Consider the following 16,824-nt stretch of genomic DNA (forward strand, 5'->3'; position numbering starts at 1 on the left):
ACGGGCAGAGTCATCCTTTTGATTATATATATTTTTATTGCCGGCCATTGCCTCGCAAGGCACCCAAACGGACCAAACCGCAGCTCGAAACGACGAAAGCCGCGCCGGGTGCGGCGCGGCTTTCAGACCATCGGCAATCGGCAAATCGATTGCGAAACCTGTTGCCCGGTGTCAGTTGCGCGCGGGGAAAATGCCCTGCGTCGCGATGCACCACTGCACCGTCAGATAGGGCGGGCGAACGGGGATCGGGATATTGTTGCCCGTCGGCTGGAACTGGACTGTTCCCGGACTCATCAAATTGCCGACCGGGTCACTGCCGCCCAGGAAGCTGCTGTTCGACGAAATACCGAAGGCATTGCCGCTCGCGGTGGTCGCATTCGCCTGCGGCACCGCGGTCTGGACCGCCGAGCGGTGGGTGTGGCTCGGGATTTGGGTCGTCAGCAACGTCGTCGTTTCGGTTCCCGTCTGTTCGCCCAAAAGATAGGGCGACAGACCCGGTCCGCTGCCCTGGTTGATCGCCATGCGCCCGCGCATGTCGGGCAGCGCGAACGTCGTCTGCCCATTGCCGCCATAGGTGGTTCCCAGCAACGAGAACAACGCCGTGTTGGTGCTGATCGCCAGAATCTGGCCCGACGCCGATGCCCAGCCACGCGGGCAGAAATTGAAGCCGACCTGCATCATCTGGCCAAGGTACATCTCGGTCGCCTGCGCCGATGCCGGCGACGTATAGGCCAGCGAGCTGGCGGTCGTCGCCAACAGCAACGCGACTTTATGAAAATTCCCAGTGCGTGTCATATACGCCTCCCCAAATTTCAATAGGTTCGTCGAGCGCGATCAGTTGCGCGACGGGAATATGCCCTGCAGCGCGATGCAGAAACGGTTGACGAGGAACGGCGACACCGTCGGCGCCGTCGTCGTCGCGGTGTCGCCCGCGCCCTGTACCGTGATCGTATCGACATGCATCGTGACGTTCAGGTTGGTCCCGGTCGCATATTGATTGTCGGCCGTCACGGCGAAGGCATTGCGGAAAGAGCGTCGCTCGGTCGCATTGCCCGGATTGGTTTCGATCGTCGCGACGTGGATATGCGCCGGCAGGTTCGACTGGTTCAGTGTTGCCTGCTGCGCTCCGCCGACCTGGCCCAGGGCATAGGGGCTAAGGCCCGGCCCCTGACCCTGGCTGATCGCCATGCGCCCGCGCAGGTCGGGCAGCGCGAAGGTCTGGACACCATTGCCGCCATAGGTGGTCCCCAGCAACGAAAAAAGCGCTGTATTCTGTGCGATCGAAAGAATCTGGCCGTCGGTGGTGGCCCAGCCGCGCGGGCAGAAGCTGTTGCCGACCTCGATAATCTGCCCGAGATAATAGTCCTGCGCCGCCGCCGGCACCGCCGCGATCGCTGCCGCGCTTGCCGCGCCCAGTGCGAGAATTTTTGTATGCCGCATCGTCATACTCCCCTGAAATCCCTCTACCCTCGATGCGCGCCAGCGCGCGCCGACCCGCGCCGTCAGTTCGACGACGGGAAAATCCCGAATGCCTTCACGCAATATCGGATCGCCAGCAGCGGCGGGACGATCAAATAGGGCTGATTGCCGCCGGCGTTCGCGACGACGATCGACCCGCGCTCCATCAGGTTCGAGTTGGGTGCGGTACCGTTGATATATTTCATCGCCGGCGTCGTCGCAAAGTTATTGCCAACCGGCGTGGTGGTATTGGCGGCGTCGCTCGTCGCCTTCATCAGCGCGATATGCTCGTGCTTCGGCATCCCGGCCAGCGTCATCGTGTTGGTTTCGGTGCCGCCGGTCTGCCCCTGAACGCGCGTGGTCAACCCGTTGCCGGTCCCGACGTGCATCGAATAGCGCCCGCGCATGTCGGGCATGGCGAAGGTGTTCACCCCGTCGCCGCCATAGGTCGTCCCGAACAGCGTATAGAGCGCCGAATTGTTCGCGATCGAGATCAATTGCCCGTTCGCTTCATAGGTATCGCGCGGGCAGAAATTATAGGGGACCTTCAACAATTCCCCCATATAAGTGTCCTGAGCCGCCGCCGGCGCCGCCAGTCCGATCACCGCGACCGCAGCCGCATACCAACGCGATTTATGCACGAAAGCCATTGCCCCGTCCCCCTGCCCTGATCAATGGCGCGAAGGCTAAATGTTTTTACTTCAAAGTCAAACGACCTTTGCTTATCCCAAAAGAATTTGGGAGGACTTTAGTTGCGCGCCGGGAAAATGCCCTCGACCGCGATGCACCATTTCAGCGCAATATAGGGCGGCCGGTTCGTAAGCGGCTGCGACCCGCCGGTCGGCAGGACCTGTACCATCGTGCGATCCATGGTGTTGCCTGTCGGATCGATCCCGGTCAGGAAGCTGTTGTTCGACGAGATGCCGAACGCGTTGCCCGAAGCGGTCGTGCTATTGGCCTGCGCATTCGCGGTCTGGATCGCGGCGCGGTGGTCGTGCTTGGGCAGGTTGGCCACAGTCAGCGTCGTGGTTTCGGCTCCCGCCTGCTGCCCGGGGTCATAGGTCGACAGCCCGGGCCCCTGCCCCGGATGATTGGCGGAGCGGCCGCTCATATTCGGCAGGGCAAAGGTCGTCTGGCCATTGCCGCCATAGGTGGTGCCCAACAGCGAAAAAAGCGCCGTATTCTGCGAAATCGGCAATGTTTGACCGCTGGCCTGGAGAAAGCCGCGCGGACAGAAGTTGAAGCCGACCTGAAACATTTCGCCGAGGTAAGGATCTGCAGCGTCGGCCTGCGCCGGTGCCGAATAGGCCAAAGTGCTGCCGCCCGCCACGAGCGCCAGGGTGAAATTCCGGATTGCCGTCTTGCCTGCCATGTCCCGCCTCCAATTTCGATGTTTCGATCGCCCGAAAGCGCAGCTCAGTTGCGCGAGGGGAATATGCCCTGCAGCACGACGCAATACTGGGTCACCAGAAAGGGCGACATATTCGGAATCGGCACCCCGTCGGTGCCGGTCTTCTGGACCGTCAGCGTTTCGGAATGCATGGTGCCGTCAAACGACACCGGGCCGCTCACCGGCGGCGTTTTATACTGGTTGTCGGGGGTCGTCGCAAAGGCATTGCGGAACGACCGCCGCTCGTTCGTCGCATCGGTCAACGACAAGAACGCCCCGGCATGGGAATGCGACGGCAGCGTATTGCTCGTCAGCGTGACAGTCTCCTGCCCGGAAATCTGACCTTGTTGATAGAATGCGCCACCGCCGAGTTGCCCGTCGCCGATCACCATCCGGCCGCGGATGTCGGGAAGCGCAAAAGTGTTGACGCCATTGCCGCCATAGGTCGTGCCGAGCAGCGAAAACAAGGCCGTATTCTGCTGGATCGAGAGAAGCTGTCCGCTCGCGCTTGCAAAACCGCGCGGGCAGTAAGCCGCTCCGACCTCCAAAATCTGTCCGAGAAAGAAAGTTTGCGCCGCCGCGGGCGTTGCCGATGCAATCGCCGCCACCGATGCCGTGGCCAGCGCCAGAGATTTTCCGTGCCGCATGATATTTCCCCTAAAGCCCTTTACCCGAAGCGCCGCCGCGCCCAGCACCGCCTAATTCGACGACGGATAGATGCCGGCCGTGACGACGCAATAACGGATCGTCAGCGTCGGCGGCCGATGGTCCCACGGCTGGTCGCCGCCGGTCGGCCGGATGATCACCGTCTCGCGATTCATCAGGTTCGACACCGGGACGGTTCCGCTGACATATTTGTTCGCGGGCGTGGTCGCGAAAACGTTGCGGAACGAACGCTGCGAATCACCCGCCGCCGATGTGGTGCGGAGCAGCGCGACATGCTCATGCCGCGGCATGTTGGCGATCGTCATCAAATTGGTCTCGGTGCCGCTTTTTTGCCCGAGGACACGGTTGGTCAGACCCGGGCCCTGCCCCACGCTGATCGACGAGCGTCCACGAAAATCGGGCAATGCAAAGGTGGTGACCCCGTCGCCGCCATAAGTGGTGCCGTATAGATTATAAAGCGTGCTTTCCTGCGCGATGCTCAGCAGCTGCCCCTCGGCATTCAACGTGCCCCTCGGGCAGAAACTGCCGGCAGTTTTGATAATCTGACCGACATAATTGTACTGCGCCGCCGCGGGTGCCGCAAGGCTCGCCGCGCCGATCGCCAGTGCGGATGCCGAAATATATGTGAATCTGCGTAGCACAGCCACCCCCCCCTTGATGCCGCAAGTCGGGGAACGGTAACGGCTGTTTGCTGAAAGTCAAAGCCGACAATTCATATATTTCAGCCGCTTGAACCGGCCTCGACGATCAGCTGCCGTCGGCGACCGCCAATTTGTCCTGTGTCCGCGTGTCGAAATCCGACGCGTCGTGCCGCTCGTGCAACTGGCTCGCGGGGTCGCCGGTCACCCGGTTGACCATGCGCCCGCGCTTGACTGCGGGCCGCTTGGCGATTGCATCTGTCCAGCGCTGGACATTCTTATATTCGTGCACCTGCAGGAACTCGCCCGCATCATAGACCAGCCCCTTGGCCAGCGCGCCATACCAGGGCCAGGTCGCCATGTCGGCAATGCTGTAGTCGCTGCCGCCCAGATACTCGCTTTCGGCAAGGCGGCGGTCGAGCACGTCGAGCTGGCGCTTCACCTCCATCGCATAGCGGTTGATCGGATATTCCATCTTATATGGCGCATAGGCGTAAAAATGGCCGAAGCCGCCGCCAAGGAAGGGCGTGCTGCCCATCTGCCACATCAGCCATGACAGCACCTCGGCGCGCGCCGCGGTTTCGGTCGGCAGGAAGGCGCCGAACTTCTCGGCAAGGTGGATCAGGATCGCGCCCGATTCAAAGATGCGGATCGGCGCCGCACCGCTGCGGTCGACCATGACCGGGATCTTGCTGTTGGGGTTGGCGGCGACATAACCGCTCGAAAACTGGTCGCCCTCGCCGATGTTGATCAGCCAGGCGTCATATTCGGCGCCGCTATGGCCCGCTGCGAGCAGCTCTTCGAGCATGACCGTCACCTTCACGCCATTGGGCGTGCCGAGCGAATAGAGCTGGAGCGGGTGCTTGCCGACCGGCAGGTCCTTGTCGTGGGTTGGCCCGGCGATCGGCCGGTTGATGTTCGCGAAACGCCCTCCGCTTTCCTTGTCCCAGGTCCAGACCTTCGGCGGAATATAGTCGTTGGCGTCGCTCATCGGGCACTCCTGCGCTAAATCTGTACTGACCGGTATCTAATCATCCGCAGCCGCGACGTCCAGTGAGGCCGTTCAAATTATACTTCGCGCACGCAAAGCCGAAATCGCGTCGGTATCATAACCGATCGCCGCGAGGATCGCGTCGCTATGCTCGCCGACCTGCGGCGCGGCGGCGGGATCGGCCTTGGCACTCGCCGACAGGGTGATCGGGGTGCGCACGACGGGCGCCGCACCAAAGGCGCCCGGATAGGCCATCGCTTCGACCAGCCCCGCCGCCGCGACCTGCGGGTGCGCCAGCGCCTCCGACGGCTTCAGCACCGCCCCCGCCGGCACCTTCGCCGCGCCGAGCTCGGCCAGCGCCGCTTCGTTCGTCCGCGCCGCACACCATTCGGCCATCACTGCGCTCAGTTCCTCACCATGGCCACCACGCGCGATGTCGTTAGTGAAGCGCGGGTCGTCGGCCAGCTCCGGCCGCCCGACCAGCCGCGCCCAGCGCGCAAAGATCGGGTTGCCGACGACCTGCGTCATGATCCACCCATCCCGCGTCGCGAAGATGTCGGTCGGCGCCGAACTGAAGGCGCGGTTGCCCATCATGCCGCGCTCGATGCCGTTCAGCGCATGGTCGATCGTCAGCCCGTTGGTGATCGCGAGCGCGGTGCCGAGCAGCGATCCCGACACGCGCTGCCCCTTCCCCGTCGTCTCGCGTTCGCGCAGCGCCAGCATCACCCCGAAGGCGCAATGCAGCGCGGTGGTGAAATCGACATAATTGACCTGCGCCCGCGCCGGCTCGCCATGCTTGCCGCCGATATGCACCGCGCCCGACATCGCCTGTCCGACCGCGTCGAAACCGACATGCTGCGCCAGCGGCCCTTCTGTTCCGAAAGCCGAAGCGGTGACCAGGATGATGCGCGGGTTGAGCGCCGACAGCGTCGGATAATCGAGCCCCAACTTGACCAGCGCGTCGTCGGGCATGTTGGCGATCACGACATCGGCGGTGGCGACAAGCTTGCGCACGATCGCGCGCCCCTCATCGCTGCCTGGCTTGAGCGTGAGGCAGCGCTTGCCGCGGTTCATCTGCAGGAACATCGCCCCCGACCCATCCTCGGCAACCGGCACCGAAAAGCGGTCCTCATTCCCGCCGGGCGCCTCGATGCGGATCACGTCGGCGCCGTAGTCGGCGAGCAGCGCGCCGCAATAGGGACCGGCGATATAGCGTCCGAAATCCAGCACCCGGATACCCGTCAATGGCACGCCTTGCTCTCCCGCTTATGTTTCTGGCGAACGGGCTAGCAGCCGTCCGTCGACCGGACCAGCGCCTTCATCGAAACCCCGCGCTTGCACTCGGGCGGCAAAGCCATATGGTCGCAGCATTATTTCAACAGGGGAAACTAAAATGGCGCGCTATGCACTCGCCCTGGCCATGTCGCTGGCCTGCTCGACCTCGGTCTTCGCTCAAACCGCTGCGGCGCCCGCCCCATCCGAAAACGGAGACAAGAAGGCCGAAAAATGGGACGTCAACGCGCCCCCCGGCATGACGACGCGCAAGGTGAGCATCGCGGTCGACGAGGGCAGCTGGATGAATGTCGACGTCGCGCCCGACGGGCGGACGATCGCTTTCGACCTGCTCGGCGATATCTACACGATGCCGATCGAGGGTGGCACGCCAACGCGCATCGCCGAAGGCCTCGCCTATGAGCACCAGCCGCGCTTCTCGCCCGACGGCGGCCGCATCGCCTTTGTCTCGGATCGCGGCGGCGGCGACAATATCTGGCTGATGAACCGCGACGGCAGCGGCAAGATCCAGCTGTCGAAGGAGGATTTCCGCCTGCTCAACCAGCCGAGCTGGTCGCCCGACGGCCAGTTCATCGTCGCGAAGAAGCATTTCACCACCGGTCGCTCGCTCGGCACCGGCGAAGTCTGGATGTACCACGTCTCGGGCGGCGCGGGCGTGCCGCTGGTCAAGAAGGCGAGCGAGCGGCTGCAAAAGGAACTCGGCGAGCCGATCTTCGCCGCCGACGGCAAGAGCGTCTTCTACACGCGCAACGTCACCCCCGGCCCGATCTTCGAATATGCGCAGGACAGCAACAGCGACCTGTTCCACATCGAACGCTATGCGCTCGCCGATGGCGAAATCAGCACCGCGGCCTCGGGTGCCGGCGGCGCGGTGCGTCCCACCCCTTCGCCCGACGGCAAGAAGCTTGCCTTCGTCCGCCGCGAAGGCACCCAGTCGAAACTCTATGTGAAGGACCTCGCTTCGGGGCAGGAGCGCAAGATCTACGACGCGCTCGACCAGGATGTGCAGGAAACATGGGCGGTCACCGGCGTCTATCCGAACATGGCCTGGACCCGCGACAACAAGGACATCGTCTTCTGGGCTGGCGGCAAGCTCCGCCGCGTCGGCGCGGATGGCGGCGAGGCGCGGATCATCCCGTTCCGCATCGCCGACGACCGCGTCGTGATCGACTCGACCCACCCGACCGTCGAAGTCGCCCCCGACAGCTTCGAAACGAAGATGCCGCGCTGGGCCGAAGTCTCGCCCGATGGCCGCACTGTGGTGTTCGAAACGCTCGGCAAGCTGTGGACCAAGCCCGCGACCGGCGGCACCGCGCGCCGGCTGACCTCGACCAAGGACGATGCGATGGAGCTGTGGCCGAGCTGGTCGCGCGACAACAAATCGATCGTTTTTGTGCGCTGGACCGACAGCGGCCTCGGCGAAATCCAGGTGATCCCGGCGGCCGGCGGCACCGCGCGCAAGGTCACGGTCAATCCCGGCCATTACGCCGAACCGCGCTTCTCGCCCGACGGTAAGACGATCGCCTTCGAAAAGCGTGGTAGCGGCGGGCTGACCTCGACGCGTTGGAGCGAGGACCCCGGCATCTATCGCATCGCCGCCGCGGGCGGCACGCCCGAGCGCATCAGTTCCGACGGCGCCAAGCCGCAATTCGGTGCCGACAACGACCGCATCTTCATGATCACGGCAGGCGACGGCAAGAGTCAGCTCGTCAGCACCGACCTCCACGGGCAGGACAAGCGCACCCATGCGAACGGCGAACTGGTCAGCGACTATGAAATCTCGCCCGACGGTAAGACGATCGCCTTCCGGCAGAATTACGATGCTTATGTCACGCCATTGATGCCCGGCGGGCAGGACGTGTCGCTCGGCACCAAAAGCGGCGCGCTGCCGGTCACCCGCGTCAGCGGCAGCGGCGCCGATTTCATGCACTGGTCGAACGGCGGCGCGAAGCTTCACTGGAGCCGCGGCGCGACCCTGTTCAGCGCCGACCTCGCCAGCCTCTTCACCAACGCCCCGGCGGACGACAAGGCGCCCAAGTTCGCGCCGCCAACCGACGGCGTTTCGCTGGCGATGACGCAGGCCGCCGCGAAGCACAAAGGCACGGTCGTCATCACCGGCGCCCGCATCGTCACCATGGCCGGCAAGGACGGCGGCATCATCGACAATGGCGCGATCGTCATCGAGGGCGACCGCATCACCGCGGTCGGTCCGCTCGCATCGATCAGCGTGCCCGCGGGCGCGGTGACCGTCGACGCCGCCGGCAAGACGATCGTTCCCGGCTTCGTCGACGCCCATGCCCATGGCTCGCACGGCGACGACGAACTGGTGCCGCAGCAGAACTGGTCCGAGATCGTCAATCTGGCGATGGGCACGACGACGAGCCACAACCCGTCATCGCGCGCGTCGGAGATTTTCCCCTCGGCCGAAATGCAGCGCGCCGGGGTGATCCTCGCGCCGCGCATCTTCTCGACCGGCGAGATCATCTACGGCGCCAAGGCGGCAGGGGTCTATGCCGAGATCAACAGCTATGAAGACGCCCTCGCCCATGTCCGCCGCCTGAAGGCGCAAGGTGCGCACAGCGTCAAGAATTACAACCAGCCGCGCCGCGAACAGCGGCAAATGGTCGTGAAGGCCGCCCAGGCCGAAGGCATGGAGGTCGTGCCCGAGGGCGGTTCGCTCTACACGATGGACCTGACGCTGATCCAGGACGGCAATTCGACCGTCGAGCATAATATCCCGCTACACACCTTCTATCAGGATCTGGTGCAGCTCTGGGGCCAGACCACTGTCGATTACACCCCGACATTGGTCGTGACCTATGGCGGCCCGGCGGGCGATCCCTATTGGCGTGCTCACACCAATGTCTGGGAGCATCCGATCCTGTCGCGCCACGCGCCGCCGACCGAACTCGCCGCGCAGAACAAGCGCCGCACGATCGCGCCCGAGGGCGATTATGTCGACGACGATTCGGCGCGCGAGGCGTGGAAGATCGCGCAGGCGGGGCGCAACGTCTCGATCGGCGCACACGGCCAGCAATCGGGCCTCGGCGCACATTGGGAGATATGGTCGTTCGTGCGCGGCGGCTGGAGCAACATCGACGCGCTGCGCGCCGCCACGATCATGCCCGCGCAATCGCTCGGCTATGCCAAGGATATCGGCTCGCTCGAACCCGGCAAGCTCGCCGATCTCTTGATCCTCGACGCTGATCCGACGCAGGACATCCGCAACACCGACAAGATCCATCGGGTCATGCTCGGCGGGCGGCTGTACGATCCGCTGACGATGAACGAGGTCGACACCGGGAGCCGCAAGCGGGCACCCTATGGCTGGGAAAGCGATTTGCCGTCGGCACCATCGAATTAATCTGGTCGTCATTGCGAGCGAAGCGAAGCAATCCAGAGCGGTTTACGCAGGCTCTGGATTGCCGCGTCGCCTTCGGCTCCTCGCAATGACGGAGACTGGATTCATGCTCCCGCTATGAAACGACGAACTGTTGGGGTGAACGGCGCATCGCCCTTGCACCATGAAGCCCTTTGCCTATAGAGTTTTAAGCTTGGGGAGTGCTGAGGCCTGCGGGCCGGGGGGATGATTTTGCGTAAACTAAGTGCCAGACTATCGGCGATTGCTGCCACCGCGACCGGCCTTTTCCATGCATCCGCCGCCTATGCGCAAAGCAGCCTTCCCGACCCCGAGGGGTCTGGCGCCATCGTCAACGCGGTGCGGTGGCTGCAAGGCACGCTGCTCGGCACCGTCGCCACCGTCGTCGCGATCATCGCGGTCGCCTCGGTCGGCTTCCTGATGCTCACCGGACGGATCAACTGGCGTTACGGCGCCACCGTGATCCTCGGTTGCTTCATCCTGTTCGGCGCTGCCAGCATCGTCGCCGGCATCCAGTCGACCTCCGGCGGACTCTAGGGGCTCGCCGTGAGCGACCTCGACCGCGACCCCCTGTTTGTAGCGCTGACCCGCCCGCAGATGTTCGCGGGCGTCACCTACAGCTTCTTCGTGATCAACGCGATCGTGGCGACCGAGCTGTTCCTGATCTTCCGCTCGCTCTGGGCGCTTTTCGGCGCGCTGCTGGTCCATCTGGTCGGCGCATTGCTGTGCCTGCGCGAACCGCGCTTCTTCGATATATGGCTGACCAAGGTCAGCCGCTGTCCCCGCGTCAAGAATTTCAAGACCTGGCAGTGCAACTCCTACCGACCCTGAAACCGCACCCGGCGGCGAGCGACGGCGAGGTGCCGGCGGGCAAGCATTTGCCCTATGGCCGCCATGTCGACGATCACACGATCGAGACCCGCGACGGCATGCTGATGCAGGTCATCCGCCTGCGCGGCATCCTGTTCGAGACCGCCGACAGCGACGAGCTCAATTACCGCAAGCTGCTCCGCGACGCGATGCTGCAGGCGATCGGATCGTCGCGCTACGCGCTCTATCATCACGTCGTGCGGCGCGAGGCGAGCATCACCCTCGACGGCGATTTCGGCGATGATTTCTCGGCGGGACTCGACGAACGCTGGCAGGCGCGGCTCGCGACCAAGCAGCTTTATCGCAACGACCTCTACCTCACCCTTGTCCGTCGTCCGGCGCCGGGGCGTATGGGATTGCTCGATCGGCTGTCGGGCTGGCTCGGTTCGACCGGACAGGATTATCGCGCCACGGTGACGCAGGAACTGCGCCTGCTCGACACCGCGCGCGAGGCGCTGATGGCGCAGCTCGGCAGCTACCAGCCCGAACTGCTCGGTCTCTACGACACCGATCAGGGGCTTTGCTCCGAACCGCTCGAATTTTTCGGCCAACTCTTCTCGGGCGAGCCACGCCGCCTGCTCGCCCCGCATCAGGACGCCGGCGACTATCTGCCCGATCGCCGGATCAGCTTCGGCGCCGAGACGATCGAGCTCGCCCCCGTCGGCAATGCCGAGCGCCGTTTCGTCGGCATCGTCGCGATCAAGGATTATCCCGCGTCGACCGCGACCGGCATGTTCGACGAATTGCTGCGCCTGCCCTTCGAAATGGTGATGGCGCAAAGCTTCGCCTTCGTCGACCGCCAGCCAGCGCTCGGCAAGATGAACCTCGCGCTGCGGCGCATGCGCTCGACCGAGGATGAGGCGCTCAGCCTGCGCGATCAGCTCGCGCGCGCCAAGGACGATGTTGCGGCGGGCCGCGCCGCCTTTGGCGAACATCATATGACGATCGCCGTCCATGGCGAGAGCGAGGCCGAGGTCAGCGCCAATATCGCCGACGTCCAGGCCTCGCTTGCCGAACTCGGCATTATCTCGGTGCGCGAGGATGTCGCGCTCGAACCGAGCTTCTGGTCGCAGTTCCCCGGCAACTTCAAATATATCGTCCGCCGCGGCATGGTCTCCTCGGCCAATTTCGCGGGGCTGGCCAGCGGGCATAATTTCGCCGCGGGCCGCGCCGAGGGCAATGTCTGGGGCAAGGCGGTAACGGTGTTCGAAACCACCGCCGCCGGTCCCTATTATTTCAATTTCCACCAGGGCGACCTCGGCAACTTCACCGTCATCGGCCCGTCGGGCTCGGGCAAGACCGTCGTCGTCAATTTCCTGCTCGCGCAGGCGCGCCGTTTCGACCCGCGCATCATCTTCTTCGACAAGGATCGCGGTGCCGAGCTGTTCATCCGCGCGATCGGCGGCCGCTACGACCAGCTTCGGCCCGGGGTCGCGAGCGGGCTGAACCCGCTCCAGCTCGACGACACCCCGGTCAACCGCCAGTTCCTGATCGACTGGCTCGCGCAGCTCGTCGGCGGCACCAGCATCGAGGAAATGGCGCAGATCAAGGATGCGGTCGACGCAAGCTATGCGCAGCCACCCGCGCACCGCCGCCTGCGCCACGTCGCCGAACTGTTCCGCGGCGGCGCCCGTCCGCGCGCCGATGACATGTGGTCGCGGCTGCGGCCCTGGTGGGGTGACGGCGAGCGCGCCTGGCTGTTCGACAATGTCGAGGATCTGACCGACATGGACAGCCCGACGATCGGCTTCGACATGACCGTCATCCTCGACGATGCCGCGATGCGCACGCCGACGATGATGTATCTCTTCCACCGCGTCGAGGAGCGGTTGACCGGCGAGAAAACGATCATCGTCGTCGACGAGGGCTGGAAGGCGCTCGACGACGATGTCTTCGTGCGCCGGATCAAGGATTGGGAAAAGACGATCCGCAAGCGTAACGGCATCGTCGGCTTCGCGACGCAAAGCGCGCAGGATGCGCTCGAAAGCAAGATCGCCAGCGCGCTGATCGAACAGGTCGCGACGCAGATCTTCATGGCGAACCCAAAAGCCCGCGCCGCCGACTATATGGACGGCTTCGGGCTGACCGAGCATGAGTATCAGCTCATCCGCACCCTGCCCGACGATGCGCATTGCTTCCTCGTCAAGCATGGCAACGACAGCGTCGTCGTGCGGCTCAACCTGACCGGCGAGCGCGACCTGCTCACCATCCTCTCGGGCCGCGAGCGCACGGTGCGCCTGCTCGACCAGATCCGCGAGACCGCGGGCGACGATCCCGGCGTGTGGATGTCGCGCCTGCTGGCCGTCGCATGAGCTTTGCCCTCGCCACCTGCACGCCATCCTCGGGCGACAGCTTCGTCGCCGGGACATTGAGCGCCATCGAGTGTCAGGCGCAGACGATCGGCAACGCCGGTTATCTCGCACTGTCGGCGCCGGGGTCGGGCATCATGGCCTTCCTCACCGCGATGCTGACGATTTTCGTCGCGCTGATCGGTTACCGCATGTTCGTCGGGCGCGGCCCCGACCTTGGCGGCGGGCTGCTGATCTTCGCCAAGATCGGCATCGTCCTCGCCCTCGCAACAAGCTGGCCGGCCTTCCGCACCCTTGTCTATGACGTCGCGATCGACGCACCGGCGCAGCTCGGCGCGACCGTCGGCGGCGCGGCCTCGCTCGACGGCGGCGGGACGGCGCTGACCGCGCGCCTGTCGGAAACCGACCGCGCGCTGCGCACGCTCAACGCCTGGGGTATCGGCGCCGAGCCTAACCGAGCCGGGGTCAGCGACGATCAGGGCATCGAACCCGACACCACCTATGAGACCAAGGCGCTCGGCGCTGCACGGATGAGTTTTCTGACCGGCGCGATCGGCAGCATCGCTCTCACCCGCCTCGCCGCCGGCGTCCTGCTCGCGCTCGCTCCGCTCTTCATCGCCTTCCTGCTCTTCGACGCGACGCGCGGCCTGTTCGGCGGCTGGCTGCGCGGACTGATCGGCCTCACCCTCGGCACCACCGCGAGTTCGCTGGTCCTCGCGGTCGAGACTGCGATCGTCCAGCCGCGTGTCGTAACGCTGATCAACCTGCGCGCGTCGGGCTATTCGATCCAGGGATCGGCGACAGAATTGCTCGTGCTCGGCATCGTCTTCGCCTTCGTCGCCCTCGCGGTGCTGCTCGTCTCCTTCTATGTCGCGGCGGGCCTGCGCCTGCCGAGCTGGCAGTGGACGCAGCAATATCTGCCCGCCTCGCTCGGCGGCGCCGCCGGACAGGCCGGTCAGCGCCCGCTCGCCCAGCCCGCCGAACGTCAGGATCCGCGCTCGCGCGCCGCGGTCGTCGTCGATGCGGTCGAGGCGATGCAGCGCCGCGAAACGACCGCCGGCGCGGGTGCGGGCGGCGGCAATGACCGCGCCCGTGCCGTCGCCGGGGCCGTGTCCGCCACCAACGCGCCGCGCAATCCGCAACGCGCCTCCATCGATGGCGGCAGCGACGCACCGTCGCGCCGCCGCACCACCGGTCGCACCTCGACGAGCGGCAGCCGCCGGGACACACGCTGATGAAGCAGGATATGAAACAGAACCGCGAAGACTATCTGCAGGCCGCCGAAAGCTGGGGCGCCGACCGTCACGACGAGCTGACGAAATCGCGCCGGACCGCGTGGATCGTCGCCGGCGTTGCGGCGGCGATCGCGCTGTTCGAGGCGATCGCGCTGGTCTTCCTGACCCCGCTCAAGACCGTCGAACCCTATACTTTGCTCGTCGATCGCCACACCGGTTTCGTCCAGGCGCTCAACCCGCTCGAGCCGCAGCGGGTCAGCGGCGACACCGCGCTGACACAAAGCTTTCTCGTCCAGTACGTCATCGCACGCGAAAATTATGACGTGAACTCGGTCCAGAACGACTATCGCAAGGTCGCGCTCTGGTCGGCCGACAAGGCGCGCAGCGACTATCTGACGATCATGCAGTCGAACAATGCCGCCAGCCCGCTTGTCAAATATCCGCGCGGCACGATGGTCGAGACGCTGGTGAAGAGCGTGTCGCCGATCAGCGCCAATGTCGCGCTGATCCGCTTCGACACCCGCCGCCGCGACGCCGCGGGCGACTGGCAGCCGGCACAAAGCTGGGTATCGACGATCAAATATCGCTATTCGGGCGAGCCGATGAAGCAGGAGGACCGGGTGTTCAACCCGCTCGGCTTCCAAGTGCTGAGCTATCGCCGCGACGCCGAAATGCTTCCCGTCGCCGTTCCCGCCGCGACGAACACGCCCGCCACAAAGGGGGCGGCAGGCGCCCCGATCGCGGTCGGCGACGAAGTGCTGCCACAACCCCCTGCCGGCGGGATGCGTCGCGGCGACGTCGTGAAGGTCCTTCCCGACGGCACACAGGTAACGCTGTGATTCGCCTGACGCCCGTCCTGCTAGCCGCGCTGGTCGCGCTGCCCGCGGCGGCGCAGATCGACCCGCAACCGGTCGGCATCGATCCGGCGATCCAGTCGGTCACCTATGCCGAGGGCAAGGTCGTGCGACTGACCGCAGCGACCGGCTATCAACTCACCGTCGAAATCTCGCCCGATGAGACGATCGAGAATATCGCGCTCGGCGACAGCAGCGCCTGGCAGGTTTCGCCCAGCCGCCGCGGCGACCGGATTTTCATCAAGCCGCTACAATATGGCATCACCACCAACATGACGGTGGTGACCGGCACCCGCACCTATTTGTTCGAACTCGCGCCGGCAAATTATGGTGGAGCGGGCGCGGCGCAGATCGTTCGTTTCGCCTATCCCGAACCGACCGCTGTTTCGACCCCACCCGACGAGCAGCGTATCGACCAGGGACTCTACAAGCTCAGCGGCACGCGCGAACTTTATCCCGCCGCGATCAGCGAGGACGGCAAGCGCACCTATATGCAGTGGAACGACGACGCCCTGCTCCCGGCCATCTATATCGTCGACAAGCTGGGGCAGGAGGTGCTGGTCGATGCGATGATGCGCGACGGTATCCTGACCATCGACGAGGTCGTGCCCAGCCTCGTCTTCCGCCTCGACGGCAAGCTCGCCCGCGCGGTGCGCCGCAGCCAGGCGCGCGCGAAATGACCGACACCACGATCGCCCCCGAACCGGCACCGACCAACGCGCCGCAGGTGCGCCGCCCGCGTCAGGGCCTCCCGACCGCGCTGCTCGTCGGGCTTGCGATCCTGGCCGCCATCATCCTGTTCGTCGCGCTCGAAGCGCGGCGCCAGAATGCCGAGGCCCCGGCGGTGACCGGCGCCCAGACCGCGATGATCGCCGCCCCGCCACCGCTCGCCATCCCCGACGATTACCCGCAGCCGCCACAGCTTTTGCCCGCGCCGCTGGAACGCGATCTCGAAGCGCCGGCCCGCAACGCACCGCCCCCGCCGCCGCAGATCGTCTATATGCCGCAACCCAATCCGGGTCCGCCGCAAGGTTATGACCCGCCCCAGCCGCCGCCGCGTGCGGTCGGGGCCGGTCCGGTCCTCGTTTACGACGGTGCGGGTTCGACCGGCGCGACGAACGGATCGCAGGACGACGGCAACGGCTCGACATCGCGCGCCGCCGCACCCGCCGAGGCCGGGCGTGTCCGCGCCGGGGTGCTCGCCAACCGCTCGACCACCGTCGTGCAGGGCTCGCTGATCCCCGCCGTGCTCGAGACCCCGCTCGACAGCTCGCGCCCCGGCTTCTCGCGCGCCGTCGTGGCGCGCGATGTGCGCAGCTTCGACGGCAGCCGGGTGCTGATCCCGCGCGGCAGCCGCCTGATCGGCGAATATCGCTCCGAAGCGACGCAGGGACAGAAGCGCGCCTTCATCACCTGGACGCGCCTGATCCGCCCCGACGGTGCGACGATCTCGCTGAACTCGCCTTCGGGCGACCCGCTCGGCCGCGGCGGGATCAAGGCCAAGGTGAACAGCCATTTCTTCTCGCGCTTCGGCGAGGCGATCCTGCAGTCGGTGCTCGACATCGGCGTCAACGCCGCAGCGAGCGCGACCAATTCGCCGGTCGTCATCCTGCCCGGCGGCAGCGGAACCCAGCGCCCGCAGCCGAGCAATATTGCCCCGACCCTGAAGGTTGCGCAGGGCACCAGCATTTCGGTGTTCGTCGCACGCGATCTCGATTTTTCGGGCGTGGAGCGGCGCTGA

At 65.3% G+C, this 16,824-nt stretch carries 16 protein-coding genes; 8 read left to right on the plus strand and 8 right to left on the minus strand.

What is annotated here, in order from left to right:
- Positions 1-171: 171 nt before the first annotated feature.
- From AC07U1_RS21830 to AC07U1_RS21865, 8 genes are all read right to left on the minus strand, one after another.
- A complete protein-coding gene (locus tag AC07U1_RS21830) occupies positions 172-795 on the minus strand; it encodes a phage tail protein (protein WP_187141409.1) in 624 nt (207 codons plus the stop codon).
- A 39-nt stretch (positions 796-834) separates the two neighbouring features.
- Entirely contained in the window at positions 835-1,440 is a 606-nt protein-coding gene (locus AC07U1_RS21835) for a phage tail protein (protein WP_187141410.1), read from the minus strand.
- Between the two features lie 62 nt (positions 1,441-1,502).
- Entirely contained in the window at positions 1,503-2,108 is a 606-nt protein-coding gene (locus AC07U1_RS21840) for a phage tail protein (protein WP_492739691.1), read from the minus strand.
- Between the two features lie 98 nt (positions 2,109-2,206).
- Positions 2,207-2,830: a phage tail protein gene (locus tag AC07U1_RS21845; protein ID WP_187141412.1), complete on the minus strand. Its 624-nt coding sequence runs from the start codon at positions 2,828-2,830 to the stop codon at positions 2,207-2,209.
- Between the two features lie 44 nt (positions 2,831-2,874).
- Positions 2,875-3,543, minus strand: a complete 669-nt coding sequence (locus AC07U1_RS21850) for a phage tail protein (protein WP_492739693.1) — start codon at positions 3,541-3,543, stop codon at positions 2,875-2,877.
- A gap of 3 nt (positions 3,544-3,546) precedes the next feature.
- Positions 3,547-4,155: a phage tail protein gene (locus AC07U1_RS21855; RefSeq protein WP_492739694.1), complete on the minus strand. Its 609-nt coding sequence runs from the start codon at positions 4,153-4,155 to the stop codon at positions 3,547-3,549.
- A gap of 106 nt (positions 4,156-4,261) precedes the next feature.
- Positions 4,262-5,143 carry a glutathione-dependent disulfide-bond oxidoreductase gene (gene yghU, locus AC07U1_RS21860; RefSeq protein WP_495177529.1) on the minus strand — a complete coding sequence of 294 codons (882 nt, stop codon included), beginning with the start codon at positions 5,141-5,143 and terminating at the stop codon, positions 4,262-4,264.
- 72 nt (positions 5,144-5,215) lie between these two features.
- Complete coding sequence (locus tag AC07U1_RS21865) at positions 5,216-6,394, minus strand: CaiB/BaiF CoA transferase family protein (protein ID WP_495177528.1); 1,179 nt, start codon at positions 6,392-6,394, stop codon at positions 5,216-5,218.
- 142 nt (positions 6,395-6,536) lie between these two features.
- Here AC07U1_RS21865 and AC07U1_RS21870 point away from each other — a divergent pair, with 142 nt between their 5' ends.
- The 8 genes from AC07U1_RS21870 to AC07U1_RS21905 all read left to right on the plus strand — a co-directional run bounded on the left by AC07U1_RS21870 (position 6,537) and on the right by AC07U1_RS21905 (position 16,824).
- Positions 6,537-9,800: an amidohydrolase family protein gene (locus AC07U1_RS21870; protein WP_495177527.1), complete on the plus strand. Its 3,264-nt coding sequence runs from the start codon at positions 6,537-6,539 to the stop codon at positions 9,798-9,800.
- Between the two features lie 228 nt (positions 9,801-10,028).
- Entirely contained in the window at positions 10,029-10,352 is a 324-nt protein-coding gene (locus AC07U1_RS21875) for a TrbC/VirB2 family type IV secretion system protein (protein WP_262408008.1), read from the plus strand.
- A gap of 9 nt (positions 10,353-10,361) precedes the next feature.
- The gene (locus AC07U1_RS21880; protein WP_056351740.1) at positions 10,362-10,646 is read left to right on the plus strand and encodes a VirB3 family type IV secretion system protein; all 285 of its coding nucleotides are present in this window, start codon (positions 10,362-10,364) and stop codon (positions 10,644-10,646) included.
- Positions 10,619-12,997: a VirB4 family type IV secretion/conjugal transfer ATPase gene (locus AC07U1_RS21885; RefSeq protein WP_495178455.1), complete on the plus strand. Its 2,379-nt coding sequence runs from the start codon at positions 10,619-10,621 to the stop codon at positions 12,995-12,997. Before AC07U1_RS21880 ends, AC07U1_RS21885 begins: the two co-directional genes overlap by 28 nt.
- A complete protein-coding gene (locus AC07U1_RS21890; RefSeq protein ID WP_492739701.1) occupies positions 12,994-14,229 on the plus strand; it encodes a type IV secretion system protein in 1,236 nt (411 codons plus the stop codon). The genes AC07U1_RS21885 and AC07U1_RS21890 overlap by 4 nt, the downstream gene beginning before the upstream one ends.
- Positions 14,229-15,068 carry a VirB8 family type IV secretion system protein gene (locus tag AC07U1_RS21895; protein WP_495197803.1) on the plus strand — a complete coding sequence of 280 codons (840 nt, stop codon included), beginning with the start codon at positions 14,229-14,231 and terminating at the stop codon, positions 15,066-15,068. The genes AC07U1_RS21890 and AC07U1_RS21895 overlap by 1 nt, the downstream gene beginning before the upstream one ends.
- Positions 15,065-15,763 carry a TrbG/VirB9 family P-type conjugative transfer protein gene (locus AC07U1_RS21900; RefSeq protein ID WP_056351748.1) on the plus strand — a complete coding sequence of 233 codons (699 nt, stop codon included), beginning with the start codon at positions 15,065-15,067 and terminating at the stop codon, positions 15,761-15,763. Before AC07U1_RS21895 ends, AC07U1_RS21900 begins: the two co-directional genes overlap by 4 nt.
- The gene (locus AC07U1_RS21905; protein WP_495177525.1) at positions 15,760-16,824 is read left to right on the plus strand and encodes a TrbI/VirB10 family protein; all 1,065 of its coding nucleotides are present in this window, start codon (positions 15,760-15,762) and stop codon (positions 16,822-16,824) included. The genes AC07U1_RS21900 and AC07U1_RS21905 overlap by 4 nt, the downstream gene beginning before the upstream one ends.

This window comes from Sphingopyxis sp. GW821-FHT02C12 (assembly GCF_059421785.1).